The sequence below is a fragment of the Mesorhizobium sp. C277A genome (genome assembly GCF_040324395.1).
Taxonomy (GTDB): Bacteria; Pseudomonadota; Alphaproteobacteria; order Rhizobiales; family Rhizobiaceae; genus Mesorhizobium.
Map to the genome: position 1 here is coordinate 5,450,322 of NZ_JAMYVW010000002.1, position 23,939 is coordinate 5,474,260.

General features: G+C 64.1%; 24 protein-coding genes and 1 tRNA gene. 16 read left to right on the forward strand and 9 right to left on the reverse strand.

Going from position 1 to position 23,939, the window contains the following annotated elements; all coding sequences use genetic code 11:
* The first annotated feature begins 25 nt into the window (after nucleotides 1–25).
* From NKK52_RS26965 to NKK52_RS26975, 3 genes are read left to right on the forward strand one after another with little or no spacing between them, the layout of a single operon-like run.
* A complete protein-coding gene (locus NKK52_RS26965) occupies nucleotides 26–874 on the forward strand; it encodes an ABC transporter permease (protein WP_023683543.1) in 849 nt (282 codons plus the stop codon).
* A 40-nt stretch (nucleotides 875–914) separates the two neighbouring features.
* Nucleotides 915–1,913 (forward strand): ABC transporter substrate-binding protein, encoded by a 999-nt coding sequence (locus tag NKK52_RS26970; protein WP_023671310.1) that lies wholly within the window; start codon nucleotides 915–917, stop codon nucleotides 1,911–1,913.
* A 24-nt stretch (nucleotides 1,914–1,937) separates the two neighbouring features.
* Nucleotides 1,938–2,702 (forward strand): ABC transporter ATP-binding protein, encoded by a 765-nt coding sequence (locus NKK52_RS26975; protein WP_023683542.1) that lies wholly within the window; start codon nucleotides 1,938–1,940, stop codon nucleotides 2,700–2,702.
* A 42-nt stretch (nucleotides 2,703–2,744) separates the two neighbouring features.
* Here the strand turns inward: NKK52_RS26975 and NKK52_RS26980 are convergent, their stop codons facing one another.
* The 4 genes from NKK52_RS26980 to NKK52_RS26995 form a co-directional block, all read right to left on the reverse strand.
* A complete protein-coding gene (locus NKK52_RS26980; RefSeq protein WP_023683541.1) occupies nucleotides 2,745–3,134 on the reverse strand; it encodes a hypothetical protein in 390 nt (129 codons plus the stop codon).
* A 1,034-nt stretch (nucleotides 3,135–4,168) separates the two neighbouring features.
* The gene (locus NKK52_RS26985) at nucleotides 4,169–4,825 is read right to left on the reverse strand and encodes an outer membrane protein (RefSeq protein WP_023683539.1); all 657 of its coding nucleotides are present in this window, start codon (nucleotides 4,823–4,825) and stop codon (nucleotides 4,169–4,171) included.
* 198 nt (nucleotides 4,826–5,023) lie between these two features.
* Nucleotides 5,024–5,099: transfer RNA gene (locus NKK52_RS26990), tRNA-Ala, on the reverse strand.
* Nucleotides 5,100–5,272: 173 nt separating this feature from the next.
* Entirely contained in the window at nucleotides 5,273–5,665 is a 393-nt protein-coding gene (locus NKK52_RS26995; RefSeq protein ID WP_023683538.1) for a TIGR02300 family protein, read from the reverse strand.
* 206 nt (nucleotides 5,666–5,871) lie between these two features.
* On the opposite strand from NKK52_RS26995, the gene aroA reads away from it, so the two are divergent.
* The 4 genes from aroA (at nucleotide 5,872) to NKK52_RS27015 (ending at nucleotide 11,093) form a co-directional block, all read left to right on the forward strand.
* On the forward strand, nucleotides 5,872–7,230 hold the full coding sequence (gene aroA / locus NKK52_RS27000; protein ID WP_023683537.1) for a 3-phosphoshikimate 1-carboxyvinyltransferase: 1,359 nt from the start codon (nucleotides 5,872–5,874) through the stop codon (nucleotides 7,228–7,230).
* A gap of 240 nt (nucleotides 7,231–7,470) precedes the next feature.
* Nucleotides 7,471–8,121 carry a (d)CMP kinase gene (gene cmk / locus NKK52_RS27005; protein WP_023683536.1) on the forward strand — a complete coding sequence of 217 codons (651 nt, stop codon included), beginning with the start codon at nucleotides 7,471–7,473 and terminating at the stop codon, nucleotides 8,119–8,121.
* Between the two features lie 204 nt (nucleotides 8,122–8,325).
* Nucleotides 8,326–10,023: a 30S ribosomal protein S1 gene (gene rpsA, locus NKK52_RS27010; RefSeq protein ID WP_023671316.1), complete on the forward strand. Its 1,698-nt coding sequence runs from the start codon at nucleotides 8,326–8,328 to the stop codon at nucleotides 10,021–10,023.
* A 248-nt stretch (nucleotides 10,024–10,271) separates the two neighbouring features.
* Nucleotides 10,272–11,093 (forward strand): MOSC domain-containing protein, encoded by an 822-nt coding sequence (locus tag NKK52_RS27015; protein WP_023683535.1) that lies wholly within the window; start codon nucleotides 10,272–10,274, stop codon nucleotides 11,091–11,093.
* Nucleotides 11,094–11,215: 122 nt separating this feature from the next.
* On the opposite strand, the gene NKK52_RS27020 is transcribed toward NKK52_RS27015, so the two are convergent.
* The 4 genes from NKK52_RS27020 to NKK52_RS27035 all read right to left on the reverse strand — a co-directional run bounded on the left by NKK52_RS27020 (nucleotide 11,216) and on the right by NKK52_RS27035 (nucleotide 15,198).
* Complete coding sequence (locus NKK52_RS27020; protein WP_023683534.1) at nucleotides 11,216–11,923, reverse strand: SDR family NAD(P)-dependent oxidoreductase; 708 nt, start codon at nucleotides 11,921–11,923, stop codon at nucleotides 11,216–11,218.
* A 187-nt stretch (nucleotides 11,924–12,110) separates the two neighbouring features.
* Complete coding sequence (locus NKK52_RS27025; RefSeq protein WP_352630243.1) at nucleotides 12,111–13,691, reverse strand: 5-guanidino-2-oxopentanoate decarboxylase; 1,581 nt, start codon at nucleotides 13,689–13,691, stop codon at nucleotides 12,111–12,113.
* Entirely contained in the window at nucleotides 13,688–14,356 is a 669-nt protein-coding gene (locus tag NKK52_RS27030) for a TetR family transcriptional regulator C-terminal domain-containing protein (RefSeq protein ID WP_023714556.1), read from the reverse strand. Before NKK52_RS27030 ends, NKK52_RS27025 begins: the two co-directional genes overlap by 4 nt.
* Nucleotides 14,326–15,198: a dimethylarginine dimethylaminohydrolase family protein gene (locus NKK52_RS27035; protein ID WP_023683533.1), complete on the reverse strand. Its 873-nt coding sequence runs from the start codon at nucleotides 15,196–15,198 to the stop codon at nucleotides 14,326–14,328. The genes NKK52_RS27030 and NKK52_RS27035 overlap by 31 nt, the downstream gene beginning before the upstream one ends.
* On the opposite strand from NKK52_RS27035, the gene NKK52_RS27040 reads away from it, so the two are divergent.
* The 8 genes from NKK52_RS27040 (at nucleotide 15,125) to NKK52_RS27075 (ending at nucleotide 21,743) form a co-directional block, all read left to right on the forward strand.
* Nucleotides 15,125–15,280, forward strand: coding sequence for a hypothetical protein (locus NKK52_RS27040; protein WP_196813600.1), 156 nt, complete (start codon nucleotides 15,125–15,127; stop codon nucleotides 15,278–15,280). The two genes, NKK52_RS27035 and NKK52_RS27040, sit on opposite strands and share 74 nt — an antisense overlap.
* Before the next feature lie 144 nt (nucleotides 15,281–15,424).
* Entirely contained in the window at nucleotides 15,425–16,240 is an 816-nt protein-coding gene (locus NKK52_RS27045) for an ABC transporter ATP-binding protein (protein WP_023671322.1), read from the forward strand.
* Between the two features lie 52 nt (nucleotides 16,241–16,292).
* Nucleotides 16,293–17,093: a transporter substrate-binding domain-containing protein gene (locus NKK52_RS27050; RefSeq protein WP_023671323.1), complete on the forward strand. Its 801-nt coding sequence runs from the start codon at nucleotides 16,293–16,295 to the stop codon at nucleotides 17,091–17,093.
* Between the two features lie 208 nt (nucleotides 17,094–17,301).
* On the forward strand, nucleotides 17,302–17,967 hold the full coding sequence (locus NKK52_RS27055) for an ABC transporter permease (RefSeq protein WP_032893169.1): 666 nt from the start codon (nucleotides 17,302–17,304) through the stop codon (nucleotides 17,965–17,967).
* Nucleotides 17,967–18,776 (forward strand): ABC transporter permease, encoded by an 810-nt coding sequence (locus NKK52_RS27060; protein ID WP_023683531.1) that lies wholly within the window; start codon nucleotides 17,967–17,969, stop codon nucleotides 18,774–18,776. Before NKK52_RS27055 ends, NKK52_RS27060 begins: the two co-directional genes overlap by 1 nt.
* A 115-nt stretch (nucleotides 18,777–18,891) precedes the next feature.
* On the forward strand, nucleotides 18,892–19,893 hold the full coding sequence (locus NKK52_RS27065; RefSeq protein WP_023683530.1) for an Ldh family oxidoreductase: 1,002 nt from the start codon (nucleotides 18,892–18,894) through the stop codon (nucleotides 19,891–19,893).
* Nucleotides 19,894–20,205: 312 nt separating this feature from the next.
* On the forward strand, nucleotides 20,206–20,658 hold the full coding sequence (locus NKK52_RS27070) for a DoxX family protein (RefSeq protein WP_023683529.1): 453 nt from the start codon (nucleotides 20,206–20,208) through the stop codon (nucleotides 20,656–20,658).
* 104 nt (nucleotides 20,659–20,762) lie between these two features.
* Entirely contained in the window at nucleotides 20,763–21,743 is a 981-nt protein-coding gene (locus NKK52_RS27075) for a complex I NDUFA9 subunit family protein (RefSeq protein WP_023683528.1), read from the forward strand.
* Between the two features lie 14 nt (nucleotides 21,744–21,757).
* Here NKK52_RS27075 and NKK52_RS27080 read toward each other — a convergent pair whose 3' ends face one another.
* A complete protein-coding gene (locus NKK52_RS27080; RefSeq protein WP_023683527.1) occupies nucleotides 21,758–23,128 on the reverse strand; it encodes a cytochrome P450 in 1,371 nt (456 codons plus the stop codon).
* A gap of 217 nt (nucleotides 23,129–23,345) precedes the next feature.
* On the opposite strand from NKK52_RS27080, the gene NKK52_RS27085 reads away from it, so the two are divergent.
* Nucleotides 23,346–23,915, forward strand: a complete 570-nt coding sequence (locus tag NKK52_RS27085; protein ID WP_023683526.1) for an NADPH-dependent FMN reductase — start codon at nucleotides 23,346–23,348, stop codon at nucleotides 23,913–23,915.
* The last annotated feature ends 24 nt before the right edge of the window (nucleotides 23,916–23,939 follow it).

The window sequence follows — 23,939 nt, forward strand, 5'->3', positions numbered from 1 at the left end:
TCCGCGTAGCCGAACGGGTGAAACAATGACATTGCAGCACATCGATCGGCAAATCACGGTTCGCCGCAGTGGTGGCGAAACCGGGCTCGGCACCGACTTCCTGCGCCTCGGCGGCCGGGCTGCTGTTCGCTTCCTGAAGCGCTACGGCGTGCTTGCCGGCTTCCTGGCGCTCTGGCAGGTGGCGAGCAGCGTCGGATGGGTCAACGCGGCGGTGCTGCCGCCGATCGACATGATCGTCGAAGCGCTCTGGAAGGGGCTTGCCGGCGGCAGCCTGCTCGGCGACATCGCCATCAGCCTGCAGCGCGCCGGCATCGCCTTTGCCGCAGCCGTCGCCGTCGCCATTCCGCTCGGCCTGTTCATGGGCCAGGTGCGCCCGGTCGAAACCGCGCTCGATCCGATCCTGCAGGTGTTCCGGCAGACCTCTGCACTGGCGCTCTACCCGGTGTTCATCCTGCTCTTGGGACTTGGCGAGACCTCGAAGATCTTCGTCATCTTCTGGGCGACGCTGTTTCCGCTGCTGCTCAACACCACCAGCGGCGTCAAGGAAGTCGATCCCAAGCTGCTTGAAATGGCGCGCGTCTATGGTGCAAGCCGGCTCACCGTGTTTCGCCGCGTCGTACTGCCGGGCGCCGTGCCGTCGATCTTCGTCGGCTTGCGGCTGAGCGCCACCACGGCGCTGCTGCTGCTGATCGCGTCCGAGATGATCGGTGCCAACAAGGGCATCGGCTTCCAGGTGATGAACGCGCAGTACAATTTCCAGATCCCGCTGATGTTTGCGGCAATCGTCATCCTCGCCGGGCTTGGCCTGATCGCCAACCAGGCATTGGTCACCCTGCAGCGGCGGCTCTGTCGCTGGAGCAATCCTGTCAACTGAGCAGTCCGCCCCTCACCGTTTACCTCACAAGGACCCGATCATGAAAATCACCCGCCGTTCGCTGCTTGCCGGCGCGCCGCTTGCCGCCGGCCTCATCGCCGCCGGCCTGCCGCGCCTGGCCTTTGCGCAAGCCGCAGCCGTCAAGTTCCGCTACCTCGCCAGCCGTGGCAGCATCTCCCCGCACGAGCTGGCCGACGAGCTCGGCTACTTCAAAGGGCTCGGCGTCGAGCTGGAGAATGTCGGCTATTCCTCGGGTGGACCGGAATCGCTGTTTGCGCTGTCTTCCGGCAGCGTCGACATCGGCTCGGCCGCCACCGCGGCGGTGATCAACTCGATCTCGGGCGGCAACGACTTCGTCGCGGCGTATCCGAGCAACGGCATCAACAAGGATGTGAAGAGCGTCTTCTACGTGCTGGAAGACAGCCCGATCAAATCGATCGCCGACATTGCCGGCAAGACCATCTCGGTCAACACGCTCGGCGCTCATCTCGACTATACGGTGCGTGAGGCCCTGCACAGCGTCGGCCTGCCGCCGACCGCCGCCAACCTCATTGTCGTGCCCGGCCCGCAGCTTGAGCAGACGCTGCGCTCGCGCCAGGTCGACATTGCCGGCCTCGGCTACTGGCAGGCGACCTTTGCCGGCGCGCTGGTCGCCAATGGCGGCGTGCGCGGCGTGTTCGACGACACGCAGGTGCTCGGCGAACTCGCCGGCGGCTTCGTCGTACTCAGGCGCGACTTCATTGCCGCCAACCCGGATGCGGCGCGCAACTTCGTCGAACAGTCGGCGCGCGCCTCGGACTGGTCGCGCCAGAACCCGGACGAAGCCCGCAAGGTGCTGGCCACTATCCTCGACAAGCGCGGTGAAAACGGCGATCTCGCCCGCTACTGGACCGGCTTTGGTCTGCGCGAAGGTGCGCAGGCGACCGACCGCGACATCGACTTCTGGGTCGCCGTGCTGGAGCGCGACGGCCGTCTGGCCAAGGGCAAGCTGAAAGCCGCCGACATCCTGTACCGGCCCGGCGAAACCAAGATCAACTGAGCTCTGAAATAGCTGAGAGATGAGATGACCGGTTCCAACCGCGGCGGGGAGGTCTCGATCCGCGACCTGTCCAAATCCTTCAGCCTCGGCGGGCGCCAGCTTGCCGTGCTGCGGACGCTCAACCTCGACATTCGTTCGGGGGAATGCCTGGTCATTGTCGGCGCCAGCGGCTCCGGCAAGACCACGCTGCTGCGTATTCTGGCCGGGCTGGAGGCGGCCGACAGCGGCGGTGTCGCGATCGACGGCCAGCCGGTGCATGGCGTCGGCGCCGAGCGTGCCGTGATCTTCCAGGAGCCGCGGCTGCTGCCGTGGCTGAGCGTGCTCGGCAATGTCGCGTTCGGCCTCGAAGTGCGCGGTGTTCCCAAGAGACAAGCCGAGGAACGCGCCCGCTTCTACGTCGCCCTGGTCGGCCTTGCCGAATTCGCGGATGCTTTTCCGAGCCAGCTTTCCGGCGGCATGGCGCAGCGCGTCGGCATCGCCCGGGCGCTCACCGTGCAGCCCGAGATCCTTCTGCTCGACGAGCCGCTGGGGGCGCTGGACGCCATGACCAAGATCGGCATGCAGGAGGAACTGGCGCGCATCTGGAGCGAGGAGAACGTCACCATGGTGATGGTCACCCACGATCTGGAGGAGGCGATCTATCTTGCCGACCGGGTGCTGATCCTGCCCAAGGAGAAAGGCGGCGCGGCGCGGTTGATCGACATCGACCTGCCACGCCCGCGCGAGCGCAGCGAGAGCCGCTTCGTGCGCTATCGCGAAGAACTGCTGCGCGAATTCGGCCTGCACTGATCGGGGCAGGCGCGAACCGTAGGCTGACACTCGCTCTCGCGATTACTGCTTGGTGAACGTGCCCGTATAGGTTCGGTCGGCAAGCCCATAGGTGACGGCCAGCGTTCCGTCCGCCTGAATGACCGCGCTGACGTCCGCGCCATTGGGAAGGCGCCGCAGTTTCAACGTGTTGCCGAAAATCTTGCCTTCGCCATCGGCCACGCCCGGTTTGTTGTCGGCGACATCGCCCCAGGCATAGGTGGCGGTGACATTGCCGCCGCGCGTAATCGTCAGCACGGCGAGCTTGCCGTCATACATCCCGTCCAGCTGTCCGCCCCATATGCCGGAAAACGCGACATATTTGGCCGGGACGCCTTCGCCGGGCGGCATAACCCGCACGGATGGATCGAGGACCGCCGCACCATCCGGAGCAGAGATCGCGGCAGGCGCCATGGGCTGAGGTGCGGGCGCTGGCGGCGGCGATGATGGTTCAGGCGCCGACTGGCAGGCGACAAGCATGAATGCCGCGAAACCGAGCGTCGGAAAGAGACTGTTTGGTGGAGCCAATCGGGATCGAACCGACGACCTCTTGAATGCCATTCATAGGGCCTTTCTTTCGTTCTGTTTCCGTGCGTTGCAGCCAGTGTCCGGGAAGTTATTAGTTTCAACGCAAATCAGCTACGGTGCTTCCGTGAGTGTCGCCGGGTTGTCTATTTTATGGTGCCCTGGCGGTGCCCCGACCCTCCAAGCGGTGCCACAGTATGTCCGAAGGCGCCAAATCAGTCAAAATCACAAAGCGCGTGGTGGGCGCTACGAAGCCGAACGGCACGGACTTCTGTATTCGACAGCGAGCGGATCGGGTTTGGCCTTCGCGTTCGCGCCACCGGCGGCATTTCGTGTTATCTTGCGCTACCGAGCCTGGTCCGGGCGATCTGCGTGACAATTGCCAAGGTTGGCAAGGTGACGGCCACTCACGCGCTCGACGTGACGACTTAGCAGGCGTAGGTCTATGGGAGCCTTGGAGAGCGGTGGCTGGTAAGCCAGGCAGGTAAAGGGACCATCCAACCCGCCGCTCGTTCGTCTATGCTGGCTCATTCCAGCTACTCCAGACCGATTGCCCCCAGCTCAAGCTGGCGGGCTTTTTCGTGCGGCCCAAGAACATCCTTGGAGCGAGGATGTTCAGTCGCACCCGGACGTTCTTCATCGGTCGCCCGTGCTTTTCGCCCTTATTATTTGCTCTGCCGCCGGCGCCACTGTCTGTTGTCGGTGGCGAGGCCGCTATCACCTTCTGAGCGGGCTAGCGAGGGAGTGCCTTCGACGGTGAAGACGATTCCGGCCTCTTCAAACGCTTTGCGGACTGCCGCGATATCGTGAGGACGCGATTTCCTGAATCCGTTCTCGAGACCGCTGATCGCCATTCCGCTAAGGTCGACCTTTGCGGCAAGTCGCACACGCGACCAGTTCAGCAAGGCTCGTGCTGCTAACAGCTAGAATTTCATCGCGACGCCGACGCGGAAGTCGTGCGTCTGAACCGTGTGTTCGAGTGTGCACCCGCCACCGCAATATTCTAGCGATTTCTTGCCAAAGAAGGAGAAATCATACTCTCCGCGCAAAAACACGTTGTGGGTGAGTGCGACGTCTAAACCTGCTCCAACGATGCCGCCTACCAAGGTGGCATCGCGCTCCGCGTCACCACCTGGATAGAACGTCTTCAACTTTGCGGCGGTTACCCCCGCCGTGACGAACGGCATGTACGCTCCCATGTCCATTCCGACTCGACCCTTTACAGAGCCAAACAACCCGGTGGAAGCGTCGAGGACGCCTGGGCCAGGAATGTCGTTGAAGGTGTTCTTCTTGAAGCGATACCCAAGCTCGCCTTCGACGCCGTAGACAATCTTGCCCGACTGGAAGTTATAGCCCGCAAAGCCGCCGATTGTTGCCGAGCCGGGGCTGTGGGTAGCTCCGGCGCCAATGTTCGGCTCATCGATCTTGTAGTGCTCCAGCGTTCCCGCGCCGAAGATACCAGCGTAAGGTCCTTGCCAGGTCCATTCAGGGGTGTCCACAGGAGCAGTAATGGTGTCGGCGGCGATTGCCGGCGCGGTCACCGAAAGCGCGATAAGTGAAGCGAAAAGAAAGGCTTTCATCGGAATCCCCAGCAGAATGTCAGGCAACTAGTAGAATATGCCTGCAACTTTGTATGTAGCTAGGAAGCCACACCTGTCGGCAAAGTGTGCCCGCAGTGGAATCCGTCGACGTGAAACACTGCGGTGCCCCGGAACTAATCACAGTAACAGCGTTAAGCAAGCCGCGATGCTAAATGCATGGAAACATTGCAGACTGTTTGGTGGAGCCAATCGGGATCGAACCGACGACCTCTTGAATGCCATTCAAGCGCTCTCCCAACTGAGCTATGGCCCCACTCCGGCAGTCAGCCGTCGCCGTTGCCGGCGAGAGGTCCGGCGCGGGTTTCAGGACCGCGCCGTTTAGTGCAGGCGGCTTCTAACCCCGCCTTCCCTGAAGATCAAGCCTTCGAGGGCCGCTTTTTCGTCATAGCCCGTGAACGCCGCTAAATGCATGCGTTCGAAGCGTTCTTAGACTTCGTCGTCGTCGTCGCCGACGCCGATCATGTCGGCGACATCGTCGTCTTCTTCCTCTTCGTCCGCAAGGAAAGTATCGTCCTCATCGTCGCCTAGATCGACATCGTCCTCGTCGTCGCCCAGGTCGGGAAGCTCGTCGCCGGCCTTGACGTCTTCGTCGGCCTCTTCAAGCGAGACGACTTCAACGCCTTCTTCTTCCTCGGCGTCCACTTCCTTCTCGGCCACTTCCTCTTCCTCTTCGAGGGCGGCGATCTTGCCGTCCTCGAAATAGGAACGCGGATACGTCTTGCCCGTATAGGGCGAGACGATAGGGTCCTTGTTCAGGTCGTAGAATTTTCGGCCCGTTTCAGGGTCGACACGCTTTGTGCCAAGTTCGTTTTTTGCCACGTCAAGCCTCGTCAGTAAAAGAGTGGTCCCCTTAACCACAGTTTACCGCGCTGTCAAAGCGAAAAGCCGGCGTCACAAAACCAAGCACTGAAAGGCCTCGCGCCAAGCGGCGACCATGGGGATGACCATTTCCCCCCGCCGTGATACGAGACCGCCGCAACAAATGAAAAGCGCCGGTGCGCCGGCATTCCGTCCAGGGAAATTCCATGTCTCACGCCGCCGCTGCCAAGCCGGCCACCGCCCGCAAATCATCTGCCCTTTCCGGCACCGCTCGCGTGCCGGGCGACAAGTCGATTTCGCACCGTTCCATGATGTTCGGCGGGCTCGCGTCCGGCGAAACCCGCGTCACCGGCCTGCTCGAAGGCGAGGATGTGATGCGCACGGCTGCCGCCATGAAGGCGATGGGCGCGCATATCGAGAAGCGCGGCGCCGAGTGGGTGATCCGCGGCACCGGCAATGGCGCGCTGCTGCAGCCGGAAGGCCCGCTCGATTTCGGCAATGCCGGCACCGGCTCCCGCCTCACAATGGGCCTTGTCGGCACTTACGACATGGAAACCACCTTCATCGGCGACGCATCGCTGTCGGGACGGCCGATGGGCCGCGTGCTCGAACCCTTGCGCCAGATGGGCGTGCAGGTGCTGAAGGCGACGCCGGGCGACCGCATGCCGATCACGCTGCATGGGCCGAAACACGCCGCACCCATTACCTACCGCGTGCCGATGGCCTCGGCGCAGGTGAAGTCGGCCGTGCTGCTGGCAGGCCTAAACACGCCCGGCATCACCACCGTGATCGAGCCGGTGATGACGCGCGATCATACCGAAAAGATGCTTAGGGGATTTGGCGCCAATCTCTCGGTCGAGACCGACGAGCGCGGCGTGCGCCACATCTTCATCGAGGGCCAGGGCAAATTGACGGGGCAGACCATCGCCGTGCCCGGCGACCCCTCCTCGGCCGGCTTCCCGCTGGTCGCGGCCCTGATCGTGCCGGGTTCGGACATCGTCATCGAGAACGTGCTGATGAACCCGACCCGCACCGGGCTGCTTTTAACGCTGCAGGAAATGGGCGGCCAGATCGGCATCTTGAACCCGCGCAATTCCGGCGGCGAGGATGTCGCCGATCTGCGCGTGCGCTACTCCGAGCTCAAGGGCGTCACCGTGCCGCCCGAGCGGGCGCCGTCTATGATCGACGAATACCCGGTGCTGGCTGTTGCCGCGAGCTTCGCCGAGGGCGAGACGCTTATGCAGGGGCTGGAAGAGTTGCGGGTGAAGGAATCCGACCGACTGGCAGCGGTTGCCAATGGGCTGAAGCTCAACGGCGTCGACTGCACCGAAGGCGAAGCTTCGCTCGCGGTGCGCGGAAAGCCCGGCGGCAAGGGGCTGGGCGGCCATCCCAATGGCCAGGACACGACGGTGCAGACGCATCTCGACCATCGTATCGCCATGAGCTTCCTGGTAATGGGGCTGGCAACGGAAAAGCCGGTGACCATCGACGACGCCGCCATGATCGCGACGAGTTTCCCGGAGTTCATGGGGCTGATGACGGGGCTCGGTGCGGAGATCGGGTAGGTTGATGCCAAGCGCAAAGCTAGCAGAGATGTCGGCGGGACAGCGCCCCCCTCTGTCCTGCCGGACATCTCCCCCGCAAGGGGGGAGATCAGCCGTCACCGCAGCCTTCGCTAGTCTTCAACGCTACAGAATTGAGCAGGGCGCCAAAGCCGCCAATCTCCCCCCTTGCGGGGGAGATGTCCGGCAGGACAGAGGGGGGTGTGAAGGATCGCGGCGCCTGTACCTTTCTTTGGCCCGACCATGACCCACACCTTCACCATAGCCATCGACGGCCCGGCCGGCGCCGGCAAGGGCACGCTGGCCCGCCGGCTGGCCGACCACTACCGTCTCAACCTGCTCGACACCGGCCTCACTTATCGCGCGGTCGCCCATGCGTTGATCCGGCACGCGCTGCCGCTCGACAATGTCTCGGCCGCCGAAACCGCTGCCCGCCAGGTCAATCTAGCCAAGCTCGACCGGGCGGTCTTGTCGGCGCATGCTGTCGGCGAAGCGGCTTCGAAGGTAGCGGTTTACCCTACCGTTCGGCGCATCCTGGTCGAAAAGCAGCGCGATTTCGCCAAAACGCCGCCGGGCGCGGTGCTCGACGGGCGCGACATCGGCACGGTCGTGTGCCCTGACGCCAACATAAAGCTCTATGTGACGGCGAGCGCGCAGGTGCGCGCGCAGCGCCGGCTGGCGGAGATCGAGAGCATCGGCGGCACTGCCAATTACGCCGAAATCCTTGCCGATATCGTGCGCCGCGACGAGCGCGACATGGGCCGCGCCGACTCGCCGCTGAAGCCGGCGGCGGACGCGCACTTGCTTGATACCTCCGAAATGGCTATAGAGGCCGCGTTTCTAGCGGCCAAAGCGATCATCGACGACGCCCTGGCCAAGAGAGACAAAGCCTGATCTGAGGTTTTCCCCGCGTTTCCGTTGCCGGAGGCGAAGAAAATACCCATATCGGGCACGAACCAGCCTGCCAGCATTCTTCATGCGCCGGAATTGCCGCTTAGGCGGCCCAGGGCTTTTGTAGCCCGGAACGCCGGCAGGCCAACGCAACGCTAACCCACGGCGCCCGTCCCGCAAGAGATGCGGGGCACTCCAGGAGAAAATATGTCAGCTGCAAATCCCACTCGCGACGATTTCGCGAGCCTGCTCGAAGAATCATTTACCACCGGTCATTCCGGCGAAGGTCAGGTCGTCAAGGGCACGATCCTGGCGATCGAAAAAGACATGGCCATCATCGATGTCGGCCTCAAGGTCGAAGGCCGCGTGCCGCTGAAGGAATTCGGCGTCAAGGGCAAGGACTCGACGCTCAAGGTCGGCGACACCGTCGAGGTCATGGTCGAGCGCATCGAGAACGCACTGGGCGAAGCCGTCCTGTCGCGCGACAAAGCCCGCCGCGAAGAGAGCTGGGTCAAACTCGAAGAGAAGTTCACCAAGGGTGAGCGCGTCGAAGGCGTTATCTTCAACCAGGTCAAGGGCGGCTTCACCGTCGACCTCGACGGCGCCGTGGCCTTCCTGCCGCGCAGCCAGGTCGATATCCGCCCGATCCGCGACGTCTCCCCGCTGATGCACAACCCGCAGCCCTTCGAGATCCTCAAGATGGATCGCCGCCGCGGCAACATCGTGGTGTCGCGCCGCACCGTGCTCGAGGAAAGCCGCGCCGAACAGCGTTCGGAAATCGTGCAGAACCTCGAAGAAGGCCAGGTTGTCGAAGGCGTCGTCAAGAACATCACCGATTACGGTGCGTTCGTCGACCTCGGCGGCATCGATGGCCTGCTGCATGTTACCGACATGGCGTGGCGCCGCGTCAACCATCCGACCGAAATCCTCAACATCGGTCAGACGGTCAAGGTGCAGATCATCCGCATCAACCAGGAAACCCACCGCATCTCGCTCGGCATGAAGCAGCTCGAGAGCGATCCGTGGTCCGAGATCGGCACCAAGTTCCCGATCGGCAAGAAGATCAAGGGTACCGTCACCAACATCACTGACTACGGCGCCTTCGTCGAGCTGGAGCCGGGCATCGAAGGCCTCATCCACGTTTCGGAAATGTCGTGGACCAAGAAGAACGTGCACCCCGGCAAGATCCTGTCGACGACGCAGGAAGTCGATGTTGTCGTGCTCGAGGTCGATCCGGCCAAGCGCCGCATCTCGCTCGGCCTCAAGCAGACGCTGGAAAACCCGTGGCAGGCTTTTGCCGCGAGCCATCCGGTCGGCAGCCAGGTCGAGGGCGAGGTCAAGAACAAGACCGAGTTCGGCCTGTTCATCGGCCTCGAAGGCGACGTGGACGGCATGGTGCACCTCTCCGACCTCGACTGGACCCGTCCGGGCGAGCAGGTCATCGAAGAGTACAATCGCGGCGACATGGTCAAGGCGCAGGTGCTCGACGTCGACATCGACAAGGAGCGCATCTCGCTCGGCATCAAGCAACTGGCCAAGGATACGGTCGGCGAAGCCGCGACTTCAGGCGAACTGCGCAAGAACGCGGTGGTCACCTGCGAAGTCACGGGCATCAAGGATGGCGGTCTGGAAGTGCGGCTGGTCGACAGCGGCATCGAGACCTTCATCAAGCGCAACGACCTCAGCCGTGACCGCGACGAGCAGCGCCCCGAGCGCTTCTCGGTCGGCCAGAAGCTCGACGCCCGCGTCATCGCCTTCGACAAGAAGACCCGCAAGCTGCAGGTCTCGATCAAGGCGCTGGAAATCGCCGAAGAGAAGGAAGCCGTCGCACAGTACGGCTCTACCGACTCCGGCGCTTCGCTGGGCGACATCCTTGGCGCCGCGCTGAAGAAGCAGGGCAGCTAAGCCGCTTCGCGCGCAGCGCGTAAGTCGCTTCGCGCAAGCGTAAACCTCGGCTGCGCCTCACGCGCGGCTTGAACAAGAAGACCCGCGGGCCGCAAGGCTCGCGGGTTTTTTCATGCTCGGCGACGCGGTTGGCACAAGACAAAGACGGCGGAACCCCTTCAATTCCGCATGCGCGGCTGTAGGCTCGGCTGTCGTTGCAGACGTAAACACGGAAGTCCGGCCCTTCGGGCAACGGAGAAGCATGCGCGATGAAGGTCGTCGAACTCTATCGCTATCCGGTCAAGAGCCTGCGCGGCCATGCCGTGCCGAGCGCCGACATCGAGACAATGGGCATGGAAGGCGACCGCCGTTGGATGGTCGTCGACAAGGATGGGCAATTCCTCACCATTCGCCAGATACCTGATATGACGACGATCGACGTCGAGCATCGCGGAACGGGCATCCTGTTGAAACATGACAGGCATGGCTCGCACTTCGTCGAGGCTCCGGCTCCCGGCACCGCGCTCCGGCAAGTCAAGATCTGGAAGGATATGGTTGCCGCGCGGCCGGGCGATCCGGCCGCCGGCGCCTATCTCTCGGCTATTGTTGGCCGGCCCGTCGATCTCGTCTATTTCGACGATCCGCGAAACCGGCCGGTCGATGCGGAATTCGGCCAGCCTGGCGATTACGTCGGCTTTGCCGACGGTTTTCCGCTGCTGATCGCCACGACGGGCTCGCTGAACCATCTGAACAGCCATCTTGCCAGGCCTATCGAGATGGCGCGGTTCCGGCCAAACATCGTCGTCGACGCAGAAGGCGCATGGCCTGAAGACAGCTGGAAGACGATCCGCATCGGCACGGTGGAGTTGCGGATCGCAAAGCCCTGCTCGCGCTGCGTCATCACCACCCGAGATCCGTTGAGCGGCGAGCAGCCGGACCCGAGCGAGCCGTTGGAGACGCTTGGCAAACTCCACCGCTCCGCCAAGGGCGGCATCATCTTCGGCCAGAATGCCATTCCCAACAACGCCGGCGCGATCGCCATCGGCGACGCAGTCGAGGTCGTGGAAGTGGGGGTCTCGAACCTGACGTAATCGCAGGCCTTCTAATGCCGTGGAGGCGTCGGCGGTGGCCAACCTCCGCTGTAGATCAGGCGAGGTCGGCAAAGGCCGCCATCGGAAGCCAAACCAAATGAGCCGCTCTGGGCGGCGGAACTTCAGGCGCGGCCGTAGAGCGGCACCAGCGTGCCGTTCATCGCCAGATTGGCCGGTGATGCCAGATAGGCGATTGCCTCGGCGGCGGCTTCGAGGCTGACCCATTTGCCGAAATCGGCGTCTGGCATGTCGGCGCGGTTGGCCGGCGTATCGAGCGTCGAGGGCGCCACCGCGTTGACCAGTATGCCTTTGTGCTTCAGCTCTTCCGCCATCGCCACGGTCATCGCTGCCACTGCCGCTTTGCTGGCGGCATAGGCGACCATGCCGGCGCCTCGGCGCGGGTCGAGCCCAGCACGCGCCGTGACATTGACGATGCGGCCTGCAGTGGCCGAGCCAAGCATGGAGCGCACTGCCGCGCGGCAGCACAGAAAGGCGGTGCGGGCGTTGGTGTCCATCATTTCGGCAAAGGATGCGGATTCGATTTTCTCGACGGGGGCCATGGCAAAGCCGCCGGCCAGATGGATGGAGGCCCACAATTCGGGAACGCTGTCATAGAAGGCATCGACCTTGGCGGGATCGGCGAGATCGACATTGTGCGCCAGCCGGACGCGATCATGGGCCGCGAAGGGGAAATGCGAGGGGGCCGACGCGTGGGCATTGGGCACATGGCAGATCGCGCCGTCCGCTAGCAATTTGCCGACGACCGCGGCACCCAGCGCCCCGGTGCCACCGGTCACCACGATATGCTTGCCCTGAAGTGTTTCCGTCATCCTGGACGCTCCTGTCGTTTCTTATATTATGTCGCTTGTCGTGCCGCGCCGACGCAGAGCGTCGCGCCTTTTGCACGATCACTCAACCGACATCTCGACATGGCAGTTGTTGCGTCTTTGCATCGCTCGAAGCCGCCGACCGCCCCTTCCGACCCCCGCGCATGGACGTACGGCGCGCGGCCAGGCGTCAGTCGATGGTGATTTCGATGACGTGCGGCAGTCTGGTTGCGCGTGCGCGTTTGAGCGCATCGGCGAGACCGGCAGTACCGGCAAGCCGCTCGGCTGATATGCCGTAGGCCTCGGCCAGCTTGCAGAAATCCGGCGGCGCCGGGGACACGCCGACCGGCTCGACGCCGACATCGAGCATCGACGTTTCGATCTCGCGATAGCCTCTGTTGTTCCAGACGACGAAGATGACCGGTGCGGGTGCATCGAGCGCCGCGCCTAACTCCGGCAAGGTGAACTGGAAGCCGCCGTCGCCGGTCAGGCAAACCACCGGCACGCCGGGCATGGCGAGCGCTGCGCCGATCGCCGCCGGCGGCCCGTAGCCGAGCGCGCCGAAACCGGTGGCGGCGTTGAACCAGCCGCCTGGCCGGTCATGGTCGTAATAGAGATTGGCGGCGTAGATCGGCTGCGTGGAATCGCCGACGATGATGGCGCCCGGCAGTGCGTCGCGGATGGTTTCCACCGCACGCACCTGCGCGGCATAGGCCGGGCTGAGCTCGGCAAAGGCCGCCTTTCTCGACGCGGCTGCGCGGCTCTCGCCGTCCTTCGCTGCGGCATGATCAGGGTGGAGCGCGCCTAGCAGTGCACCAAGTGCCTCCGCGCAATCGGCCTGGATGCCGACGCTCACCGGGCGGCGGGCGAGCTGGTCGGCGCCGATATCGATGCGGATCAGATTGGCGGGCAGCACGAAGCCGCCGTCGCTGTAACCGTCATAATCGGTCGGGCCGAATTCGGTGCCGGCGGCGATAACCAGATCGGCGTCTGCCATCAGCGCACGCACCGCCTTCAGGCTGGGGCTGGCCGGCACGCAAAGCGGATGCGCGTGCAGCAGACCGCGCGCATTGGCGGTCTGGACGACAGGCGCGCCGAGCCGCTCGGCCAGGCGCTGCAGTGGCTGTTCAGCGCGCTTGGCACCGCCACCGGCAAGGATCAGCGGCCGGCGCGTGGCTGCGATCAGTCTGGCGGCCTCGGCAATGGCCGCGCCATCCGGCGCGGGCGCCGCCGCATTGGTGAGCGAAGCAGCGATGCCGTCCGCCGGTTTGACCATGACGTCGGTCGGGATTTCGATATGGACGGGGCCCGGCCGCGACGACGAAAACAGCGCGAAGGCCCGCGCCAGAGCGCCCGGCAATTCGCTGGCCTCGGTGACACGCTGCGAAAACAGCGCCACCTTCTCCATCATGCCGCGCTGGTCCGGCAGTTCGTGCAGGAAGCCCAGCCCCTTTCCCAGCGTCGGCATCGCGTTGATGCCCGAAATCACCAGCATCGGCACCGAATCGGCGCGCGCCTGGCCCATTGCGGTGATGGTGTTGGTCAGCCCCGGTCCGGTGATGACAAAGGCAACGCCCGGCCGGCCGCTGGCACGGGCATAGCCGTCGGCCATGAAGCCGGCGCCCTGTTCGTGACGCGGCGTGACATGGCGTATCTTTGAACGCGCCAGCCCGCGGTAAAGCTCGACAGTGTGGACGCCAGGAATGCCGAAAACGGTGTCGACGCCATGCGCTTCGAGCAGCGTGATCAGCGCTTCGCCGATGGTGGTCATGGCTTCTCTCCCTTTTGCGGCGCGAGGCCGAGCTCGGCCTCTATGGCTTTGACGCCGATCGCCGCCAATTCGCCAGGCGAGAACATCTCTGCGGCCAGACAGCCTTCGATCCAGAGCCCGTCGATGATCGCGTTGATCGCAATGGCATGGCGGCGCAGCTCATTCGCGTCCGGCCTGCGCTGCTCGGCGCCGAGCACTTCGGCGACGACCGCTTCCACCTCGTTGCGAAAGCCGAGATAGCCTTCGCGGTGGGCGCGAGCCAGGCTCGGATCCGCGCCGGCGCGGCCGATGAATGTTGCCCACAGCGAAAACACGCGTGCATCGATGATCGGCGCGTTGAGGTTGGCGGCAACGAAGGCCGCAAGGCGCCGGCGCGGCGAGGCGTCTTCCATGAGCAATGCCGCCTTCGCCTGCTCCGTCATGCGGCCCATCAGCGCCGCGTACGCTTCCTGCAGCAAGTCTTCCTTGCCGGGGAAATAGTGCCGGATCAGCCCGGCGGTGACACCGGCGCGCAGTGCGATGGTGCGCAGGCTGGCGCCCTCCAGCCCATGTTCGGCCACGCTGTCCAGGGTCGCGTCAATCAGATCCTGCCGCCGCCGCTCCTCGCCCTCGCGGCGGAACTTGCGGCGCTCATTCATTGCCGCAGGATGGGCCGCGTCAGGCATGTCGGCCCACCTTCGCAGGCGATGCAGAGGGCATCCGCCTCGAAGATTTGAACCGTGCAGCCGGCGGCTTCCATCGCGGCCTTGGTCTTGGGAAAGCCGGCGACGGCAATGACCTTATGCGGGCTGGTCGGCAGCACGTTCAGGCTGAGGCCGTTCGAAGCGGCAAACTCTTCGGCGTCGCCCTCGACCAGCCGGATGCCACGCGCCTTCAGCAACTGATAGAACGGAGCCGGCAAAAGCGGTGAATAGACCAGGGCCAGGTCGTCGGCCAGCGGGCTGATCACCGACATCAGATGCAGGCACGCCTCCTCGCCCTGCCACAGCGGCAGATCGAAGCCGTAGACGGAAATGCCGAGCGGCGTCAGCAGGTTGGAAACCTGCTGTATGCCTTCCTGGTTGGAGCGCACCCCGCGCCCGATTACCAGCGTGTGTTTATCCAGCCATACGCAATCGCCGCCTTCGACCTGGCCGGGCGCCTCGACGCGGCCGAGGATGGGAATACCCAGGCGTGTGTAGGTTTCCTCATGCAGTGATGGCTCCTTGGCGCGCAATGCCTTGCCCATGGACAGGATCAGCGCGCCGCGGTCGGTCATCAGTGACGGATCGTGGGTGAATACGGAATCCGACAGCCCGTCGGCCTTGTCATCGATCCATTCGATTTCGGCGCCGGACGCCGTCACCAGCTCAGCGAGAGCCGCGTGCTGCGCCGCCGCTTTCGCCGGGTCGAAACCCGGGCCATAGTGCCAGGTAGCCCGGTCGGCACCGCGCATGGCATTGGCCGCCGACCGCATCAGCACGCGCCGCAACGGCGCCGCCATGGACTGTGATCCGAAAGCGCTCATCAGTGCCCTTTTCAATGCCGTCTTCAAGGTGAAAAAAATGGAAAAAATTTCATCGGAGGCTATTTATACACTTGCACAATAAGGCCGCAAGTGCCGTAATGAGCGGGATTGACGGGCTCGCGCTGTTGGGTCCATGCTGAAGTCTGGAGTGGGCATTACAGCGTATGTTGATTAGCCGGATAGACGTTCGACGATCTGCCGTGGACCCTGTGGCAGAGGTTCCCCGGTGAGCGCGGCGGGAACCGCCGCAGTCCAATCCGGCAAGGCGCAGGACGGCGCCGCCGAGGCCATCCATGTCGAGAACCTGCACAAGAAATTCGGCCATCTGCATGTGCTGAAAGGCGTTTCGCTGTCGGCGCGCGACGGCGAGGTGATCGCCATTATCGGCGGCTCGGGTTCCGGCAAGTCGACGCTGCTGCGCTGCATCAACTGCCTGGAAAACCCGACCAGCGGCATCATCCGCGTCAATGGCGAGGAGATCAAACTCAAGGCCGACAGCCACGGCCACACCGTGCCCGCCGACCGCCGGCAGATCGAACGCATCCGCGCCAAGCTCGGCATGGTGTTCCAGAACTTCAACCTGTGGAGCCACATGACGCTGATCGAGAACGTCATCGAGGTTCCGGTGCATGTTCTGGGCGTCAGGCGCGACGTGGCGATCAGGGAAGCCGAAAAGCTTTTGGCGCGCGTCGGCCTGGCCGAAAAGCGCGACGTCTATCCGGCCTATCTCTCGGGCGGCCAGCAGCAGCGCGCGGCGATCGCCCGCGCCCTGGCCATCAACCCGCGCGTCATGCTGTTCGACGAGCCGACCTCGGCGCTCGACCCGGAGCTGGTCGGCGAGGTGCTGAAGGTGATCGGCGACCTGGCGCGCGAGGGCCGCACCATGGTGCTGGTCACGCATGAAATGAAATTCGCCCGCGAGGTCGCGACCCATGTCGTCTACCTCTGCAACGGGCTGGTCGAGGAAGAGGGGCCGCCGGAGCAGATATTCGGCGCACCGAAATCCGAAAGGCTGAAGCAGTTCATCCGCAACATCGGCTAGGAAGCCGGGACGGAAGAAAACCGGGAACCAACAACAAACTGGGAGTCGTGACATGAAGACTGTTCTGAAAACATTCGCCGCAGCGCTGCTGCTCGGCGTCGCCGCCATGGGCGTGGCCAAGGCCGATCCGGTCAAGATCGGCGTCGCCGCCGAGCCCTATCCGCCCTTCACCTCGCCGGACGCTTCCGGCAAATGGGTTGGCTGGGAAATCGAGTTCATCGACGCCGTCTGCGCCGAGGAGAAGCTCGACTGCGTCATCACGCCTGTCGCCTGGGACGGCATCATCCCGGCGCTGACGACCAAGAAGATCGACGTCATCGCCAGTTCGATGTCGATCACCGCCGAACGCGAGAAGACCATCGACTTCTCGGATAAGTACTACAACACGCCGACCGCCATCATCGGACCGAAGGACCAGAAATTCGGCGCCACGCCGGACGATCTCAAGGGCAAAGTGCTCGGCGTGCAGGTGTCGACCACCCATTCGGCCTATGCGAAGAAGCATTTCGGGCCCACGGCTGCCGAGATCAAGGAATACCAGACGCAGGACGAAGCCAACAACGATCTGGCCGCAGGCCGCCTCGACGCCGTCCAGGCGGATTCGATCGCGCTCGACGCATTTCTGAAGTCGGACCAGGGCAAGGCCTGCTGCGATCTGAAGGGCATGGTGGCTCCGGACGATGAAGTGCTCGGACCGGGCGTGGGCGCCGGCGTGCGCAAGGAAGACACCGACCTTAAGGCCAAGATCAACGCCGGCATCAAGGCGATCCGCTCGAACGGCAAATATGACGAGATATCGAAGAAATACTTCGATTTCGACATTTACGGTGGTGGCGGCGCGCAGTCGAACTGACGATCCTCGCATGAGCTGAGGGGCATGGCGCCAACGCCATGCCCCTCCTGCCCGACCTTTCCCAGACATGCTGCCACCGACGCTGCCGTCGGCGGTGGTTGAAGCCAGCAATCCGGGGGCGACGCTGATCGACGCACTTCTTTCGGCCTCGGCGGCCGGCATCATAGAACTTCTCTCGCCCAATCCGCCGGGCTGGGGCGGCACGCTGTTGCTTGGGCTGCTCCATTCGATCGAGATCGCGCTCGGCGCCACGGTCCTCGGTCTCCTGATCGGCACCGGTGGCGCCTTTGGCAAACTTTACGGCGGGCCGGTCGTACGCGACCTGCTGGCGGTTTACACCACCATCGTGCGCGCCGTGCCCGAACTGGTGCTGATCCTGCTGCTCTATTATGCCGGAACAGACCTGATCAACCAGGCGCTGACGGCAATGGGCTACCAGCGCGTCGACGTCAGCGGCCTTGCGGCAGGCATCGCCGTGCTCGGCTTTGTCCAGGGCGCCTATTCGACCGAAGTGATCCGTGGCGCCATCCTGGCCATACCGCAGGGCCAGATCGAAGCCGCCCGCGCCTATGGCATGTCACCCGGGCTCATGCTGCGGCGCATCACCTTGCCGGCGATGCTGCCCTTCGCCATACCCGGGCTCGCCAATCTGTGGCTGATCGCCACCAAGGATACGGCCCTTCTGGCGGTCGTCGGCTTTTACGAACTGGCGCTGGCGACGCGGCAGGCGGCGGGCGTCACCAAAGCCTATTTCACCTTCTTTTTCGCCGCGGGCGTGCTCTATCTCATCTTGTCGCTGGTCTCCAACCTGCTCATCGGCCGCCTCGAGGCCTGGTCGCGGCGCGGTATGCCGTCGCTCAAGGATGCGCGCTGATGGCCGGAGAAGCGACCATCATCAACGCTGCCGCGCGCACGTCGCTGTGGCTGCAGCCGCATCGCATCGTGCTGATCCTGATCGCGATCGGGCTGGTGCCGAGCGCCGCCTTCTTCATGCGCTGGGACTGGCTGCCGCAATATTATGAAATGGGGCTTCTCGGCATCTGGCGGTCGCTGTGGATCCTGGCCGTCACCTGCTTTCTCGGCTTCCTGCTCGCCGTGCCGCTCGGGCTCGCGCAGGCCGCCGGCTCTTTCTGGTTTTCCGCGCCCGCCAGGACATTCTGCACCGTCATCAGGGGCACGCCGCTGCTGATCCAGCTCTGGCTGCTCTATTACGGGCTCGGCTCGCTGTTTCCGCAATATCCGTGGATCCGCGAGTCCTGGATGTGGCCGTATCTCAGGCAAGCCTGGCCCTATGGCGTGCTGGCGTTGACCTTGTCATTCGCCGGCTATGAGGGTGAAGTGATGCGCGGCGCCTTTGCCGGCGTGCCCAAGGGGCAGCTCGAGGCAGCCCGCGCCTTCGGCATGAGCCGCTGGAAGATTTTCCGCCGCATCTGGCTGCCGCAGGCCATCTACCGGGCGCTGCCGACGCTGACCGGCGAAACCGTGCTGCAGCTGAAGTCGACGCCGCTGGTGGCGACGATCAGCGTCATCGACATCTTCGCCGTCTCGTCCAAGGTCCGGCAGGACACCTACCTCACCTACGAACCCTTGCTGCTTTTGGCGCTGATCTACATGATCATCACCGGCATACTGGTGTTTGCATTCAGCAAGATCGAGGCGCGCATACCGAACAAGGTGGGCTAGGGAATAGTGAGCAGGCAGTAGTGAGTAGTCAGCATATGACCGGGAAACCGCTTGCTTTCGCTACTCCCTACTGACTACTCCCTACTCACTCTCACCACCAATCGGGTCCGCACCAGTGCAACTCTCTCTAGACCAGGCAACAGGGCTGTGCCGGATGGCGGCGCTCGGCGCCGGCGCCAATGAGGAGGCGGCGCGGTCGCTCACCGCCTCGATCATTGCCGCCGAGGCGGAAGGGCTTTCGACCGTCGGGCTGTCCCATTTCATCGATTACCTCGAAGCGCTGGAAGCCGGCCGCATCGACGGCAATGCCGATCCGGTGATCACCAGGCCGGCGCTCGCCGTCTATCTCTCCGATGCGCGTGGCGGCCTCGCCCATACCGGCTTCGACCGCACCATCGATGACCTTGCCAAGGCGGCAAAGCTGTTCGGCGTCGCCATCTTCTCGCAGAAGAACGCTTATACCTGCGGCGCACTAGGCTATTTCACCGGGCGTCTGGCGCAATTGGGATTGGTCTCCTTCGCCGCGACCAACGGGCCGGCGGTGCTGGCAGGCTCGGGCTCGGTCAAGCCGGTCTATTGCACCAACCCGATGTCGTTTGCGGCACCCGCCGCCGATGGCGCGCCGCTGGTCATCGACCAGTCGTCGAGCGCCACCGCGTTCGTCAACATCCGCAAGGCGGCCGAGGACGGCAAGAAGATCCCCGAAGGCTGGGCGCTGGACGCCAGCGGCAACCCGACCACCGATCCGGCCGCGGCCATGAAGGGCGCCATGCTGGCCTTCGGCGGCCAGCGCGGCGCCAACATCGCGCTGATGGTCGAAGTCCTGGCTGCCGGCCTGTCGGGCGCCAACTGGTCGCTCGACGCGCCCTGGTTCTCCGGCGGACCGGACAGCCCGGGAACCGGCCTGTTCGTGCTCGCCGTCGAGCCCAAGCTGCTCGACCCGGATTTCGAGCAACGCATGAAGGACCAGCTCGACCGGCTGCGCCGGCGCTTTGGCGTGCACGTGCCGGGCCGGGCGCGGGCCGAAGCGGCCGAGAAGGCGCAGGCGCGCGGCATCAATGCCTCCAAAGCCGTGGTGCAGCGCATTTCCGAATTCGCCGAGCGCTATTCGGGCTGAAGCAGTCCTGCGACAACGAATTTTTACGCGACCTGGCTGAACCTTTCTACCGATCGCAACGGGTCGGGTTTGCCCGGTCGGTGTCTTCTGTCGGATGCGTTTAGGGCCCGGGCGGGCGTATGCCGTCTCAGGTTATCCGCCGCGTTGCGCTCTGTCTCGACCGTTGCGTCACCCGGAAAACCCCGCTTCGGCGGGGTTTTCTGCGTTCGTGCTCTGTGTGCTAAAACATGATGGCGAAGTTAACTTTTGTTGACTTTACTTGCCGGAACCATCGGGCGTTTGCAAGGGATCGTCACAACAACAGGAGCTACGATGTCCGCAACCACCGACGCTTCCCGGGGCAAACTTATCGTTCCGGTGTTTGGCCGCCTGTATTCGTCGCTGCATGATGGCGCCGAAACCCTTCTGCGCGTCGTCGCCGGCGGGTTTCTCACCATTCACGGCTCGCAGAAGATCACCAACCCTTTCGGCGCCGCCGAGATGGTCGAAGGCCTCGGCTTCTATCCCGGCGCGTTCTGGTCGGTGCTTTTGTCCTGCACCGAATTCTTCGGCGGCATTCTGATCGCCATCGGCCTGTTGACTCGGCCCGCCGCCTTTGCCGGCATGATCGTGCTGCTGGTCACCGTCTGGTTCCACTGGATCACTGTCGGCCAGGGCTTTTCCGGCGCTGAAAAGTCGCTTCTATGGGCGGCGATCCTGCTGTTCTTCGTTATCCGCGGCGGCAACCGCCAGTCGGTCGACGCGCGCCTGGGCAAGGCGTTCTGAAGGGTCCATAAGAGGGTGGCAGCGACGACGCGTCACCCTTTGCCTTTGGCCCAAAACGGACTATGAAACGGCTTCAGCCAAGCTTTCGAGCGCCGGAGCCAGCCATGACCGAAATCCTGCAGATCCCCAAGCTCGTGGTCGTCTTCGGCGGCTCCGGCTTCGTCGGCCGCCACATCGTGCGGGCGCTGGCCAAGCGCGGCTACCGCATCAGGGTGGCGGTGCGCCGGCCCGATCTGGCGGGACATCTGCAGCCGCTCGGCAATGTCGGCCAGATCCAGCCGGTGCAGGCCAATGTGCGCGTGCGCTGGTCCGTCGACCGCGCCGTGCAGGGCGCCGACCATGTCATCAATCTGGTCGCCATCCCGCATGAAAGCGGCCGGCAGAAATTCAACACCGTGCACGAATTCGGCGCCCGCGCCGTCGCCGAAGCCGCACGCTCGGTCGGCGCAGGGCTCATCCACATCTCGGCGCTTGGCGCCGACCTCAACGCCGAGTCCGACTATGCGCGCACCAAGGCGCTCGGCGAAAAGGCCGTGCTGGAAACGATCCCGGACGCCGTCATCTTCCGACCGTCGATCAATTTCGGACCCGAGGACAGTTTCTTCAACCGCTTCGCCGACATGGCGCGCTATTCGCCGGTGCTGCCGCTGATCGGCGGCGGCAAGACCAAGTTCCAGCCGGTCTATGTCGGCGATGTCGCCGAAGCAGTGGCGCGTTCGGTCGAGGGCAAGATCAAGGGCGGCCAGATCTATGAACTCGGCGGGCCGCAAGTGCTCACCTTCAAGCAGTGCATGGAAGAGCTGCTCACCGTCATCGAGCGCAAGCGGCTCCTGGTGCCGGTGCCGTGGTGGATGGCCAATCTGCAGGCCTCGATCCTCGGCCTGCTGCCCAACCCGTTGCTGACCAAGGACCAGGTCCTGCTGCTGCGCCAGCCCAACATCGTGTCGGAGGAGGCCAACAAGGCCAACCGGAACCTTGCCGGCCTCGGCATCCAGCCGCAGTCTATCGGCACCATCCTGCCCAGCTATCTCTGGCGCTTCCGCGCCGCAGGCCAGTTCCAGCGCAAGCCCGCCGGCATCGCGTAACAAGGCGTGCGCCGTTAAACGCGCCGCGTCACCTGCATCGGCAGGCCGCCTTGCGGCTGTGTCGTCAGTTTCTGCACCGGCCACGGCTTGGTCTCGGCCGTCACGTCGAAGCGGAAGCGCGACAGCATGATGGCCAGCGCAATGATCGCCTCCTGCATGGCGAAGCTGGCGCCGATGCAGATGCGCGGACCGGCGCCGAACGGCAGATACTGGAAGCGGTCGATCTTCTCGCGGTTTCCCGGATGGAAGCGTTCGGGCATGAAGGCGTCGGGCATGTCCCACAGTTTTCTGTGGCGGTGGACGACCCAAGGCATCACCAGTACGGCCGCGTGCTTGGGGAGCACCAGATCGTTCCAGGTCTCCGTCTCGATCGGCTCGCGGTTGATCGACGGCGCCGGCGGATAAAGCCGCAGCGCCTCCTCGAAGGCGGCGCGGGTGAACGGCATTGCCTCGAGCCATTTCGTTGGGTCGGGTTCGCGCGCCAGCACGGCCTCGATCTCGCGCTCGACCTTTTCGCGCTCCCACGGCGCTTCGGCGAGGCAGTAGATCGTCCAGCCCAGTGCCCGCGCGGTGGTCTCGTGGCCGGCGCCGATGAAGGTGATGATGTTGTCCTCGACTTCCGCCCGCGTCAGCCCGTCGGGGCCTTCGGCGCGCAGCAGAAGCGTCAGGAAATCCTGCGGCGCGGTGTCGGGGTCGCGCTTCAGCCGCTCCTCGCGCATCTTGACCGTATCGGTGACGATCTTGCGGAAATAGGCCATGGTCTTGCGGCCGCGGATGCGGGTCAGCCGCGGCAGCCATTCGGGCGCGCGCAACAGGTCGAGCGGATCGACGCGGCCCATGGTCTCGAACAGGCGGTCGATCTCCTGCGCGAAACTGCCGGGCTCGCCCGCAATCTCGCCCGAAAACAGCGTCTCGGCCAGGATATCGTAGGTGAGCAGCGTCATGTCATGGGCGACATCGGTCATGCCGCCTTCGTCATAGCGGGCGACGAACTGCATCGTGCGGCGCAGCATCGGCTCGGCGAAGCCGAAGATATGCCGCGGCGTGAACACCGGCGCCATCGCCTTGCGCGAGCGCTTCCACACCTCGCCTTCGGCGGTCAACAGCCCGTCGCGCAAGATCGGTCGCAGGATCATCTGGCGCACCGTCGCCATCTTGTAGTTCTTGGCGTTGTCGATCAGCACGTGGCGGATAAGGCCGGGATCGTTGGCGACGATCAGATGCCCGCCGACGCCATTCGCCGAAATCCAGGGCTCGTTGTAGGTGTGCTCGCCCCACAGTTCGAGCGGATTGCGGTAGACGATCCGCATCATCTCCAGCGTCGAAGGCGGCGTCGTGCGCGGCCTGGGCGCCGGCGGCACGAAGGGGACGGGCTGCGTGTCCATGAGGTGCTCCGCTGATAGCTCAGATGTAGTGGCTGGCAATCCGGGCGTCCATGTGACCGAACGGCAAACTGAAACGCTGCAGCGCCCGGTGTGCCCGACAGACGGTGTGTTCATCGGATCGTGACCGCCGGTGAAACGGTTGCGGCTTGTCCGGTTGGACACTCTGCCATAGGTGACAGTTACCAACAGCTACTGCCAATCGCCCAGGAGAGTCCGCTTGAAGCACAAGCTGAACATCATAATCGGCAGCACGCGGCCGGGCCGCGCCGGGCCGGTCTTCGCCCACTGGCTGGAGGATTTTGCCCGCGAGCACGGCAAATTCGAACCGGTGCTGACCGACATTGCCACGTTCCATCTGCCGGTTCTGGACGAGCCGCATCACCCCAGGCTCGGCAATTACCAGAACGACCACACCAAAGCCTGGTCGAAGGTCATTGATGCCGCCGATGCCTTCGTGTTCGTGGCGCCGGAGTACAATTATTTCGTGGCGCCTGCGATCGTCAACGCCATCGACTACCTTGCGCGCGAATGGAAATACAAGCCAGCCGCCATCTTCAGCTATGGCGGCATTTCCGGAGGCCTGCGCGCCGCGCAGGCGCTGAAGCCGCTGCTGACCGCGGTGGGCGTCATGCCCATCTCGGAAGGCGTCGCGCTGCCGATGTATCAGAAACTGCTGGAGAGCGACGGCTCCTTCCAGGCTAGTGAGCAGGTAGAGGGTGGGACCAAGACCATGCTGGACGAGCTCTCGCGCTGGAGCGGGGCGCTGAAGCCGATGCGGGCTACGTAACGCAGCCGGCCCCGGCTTGCTCAT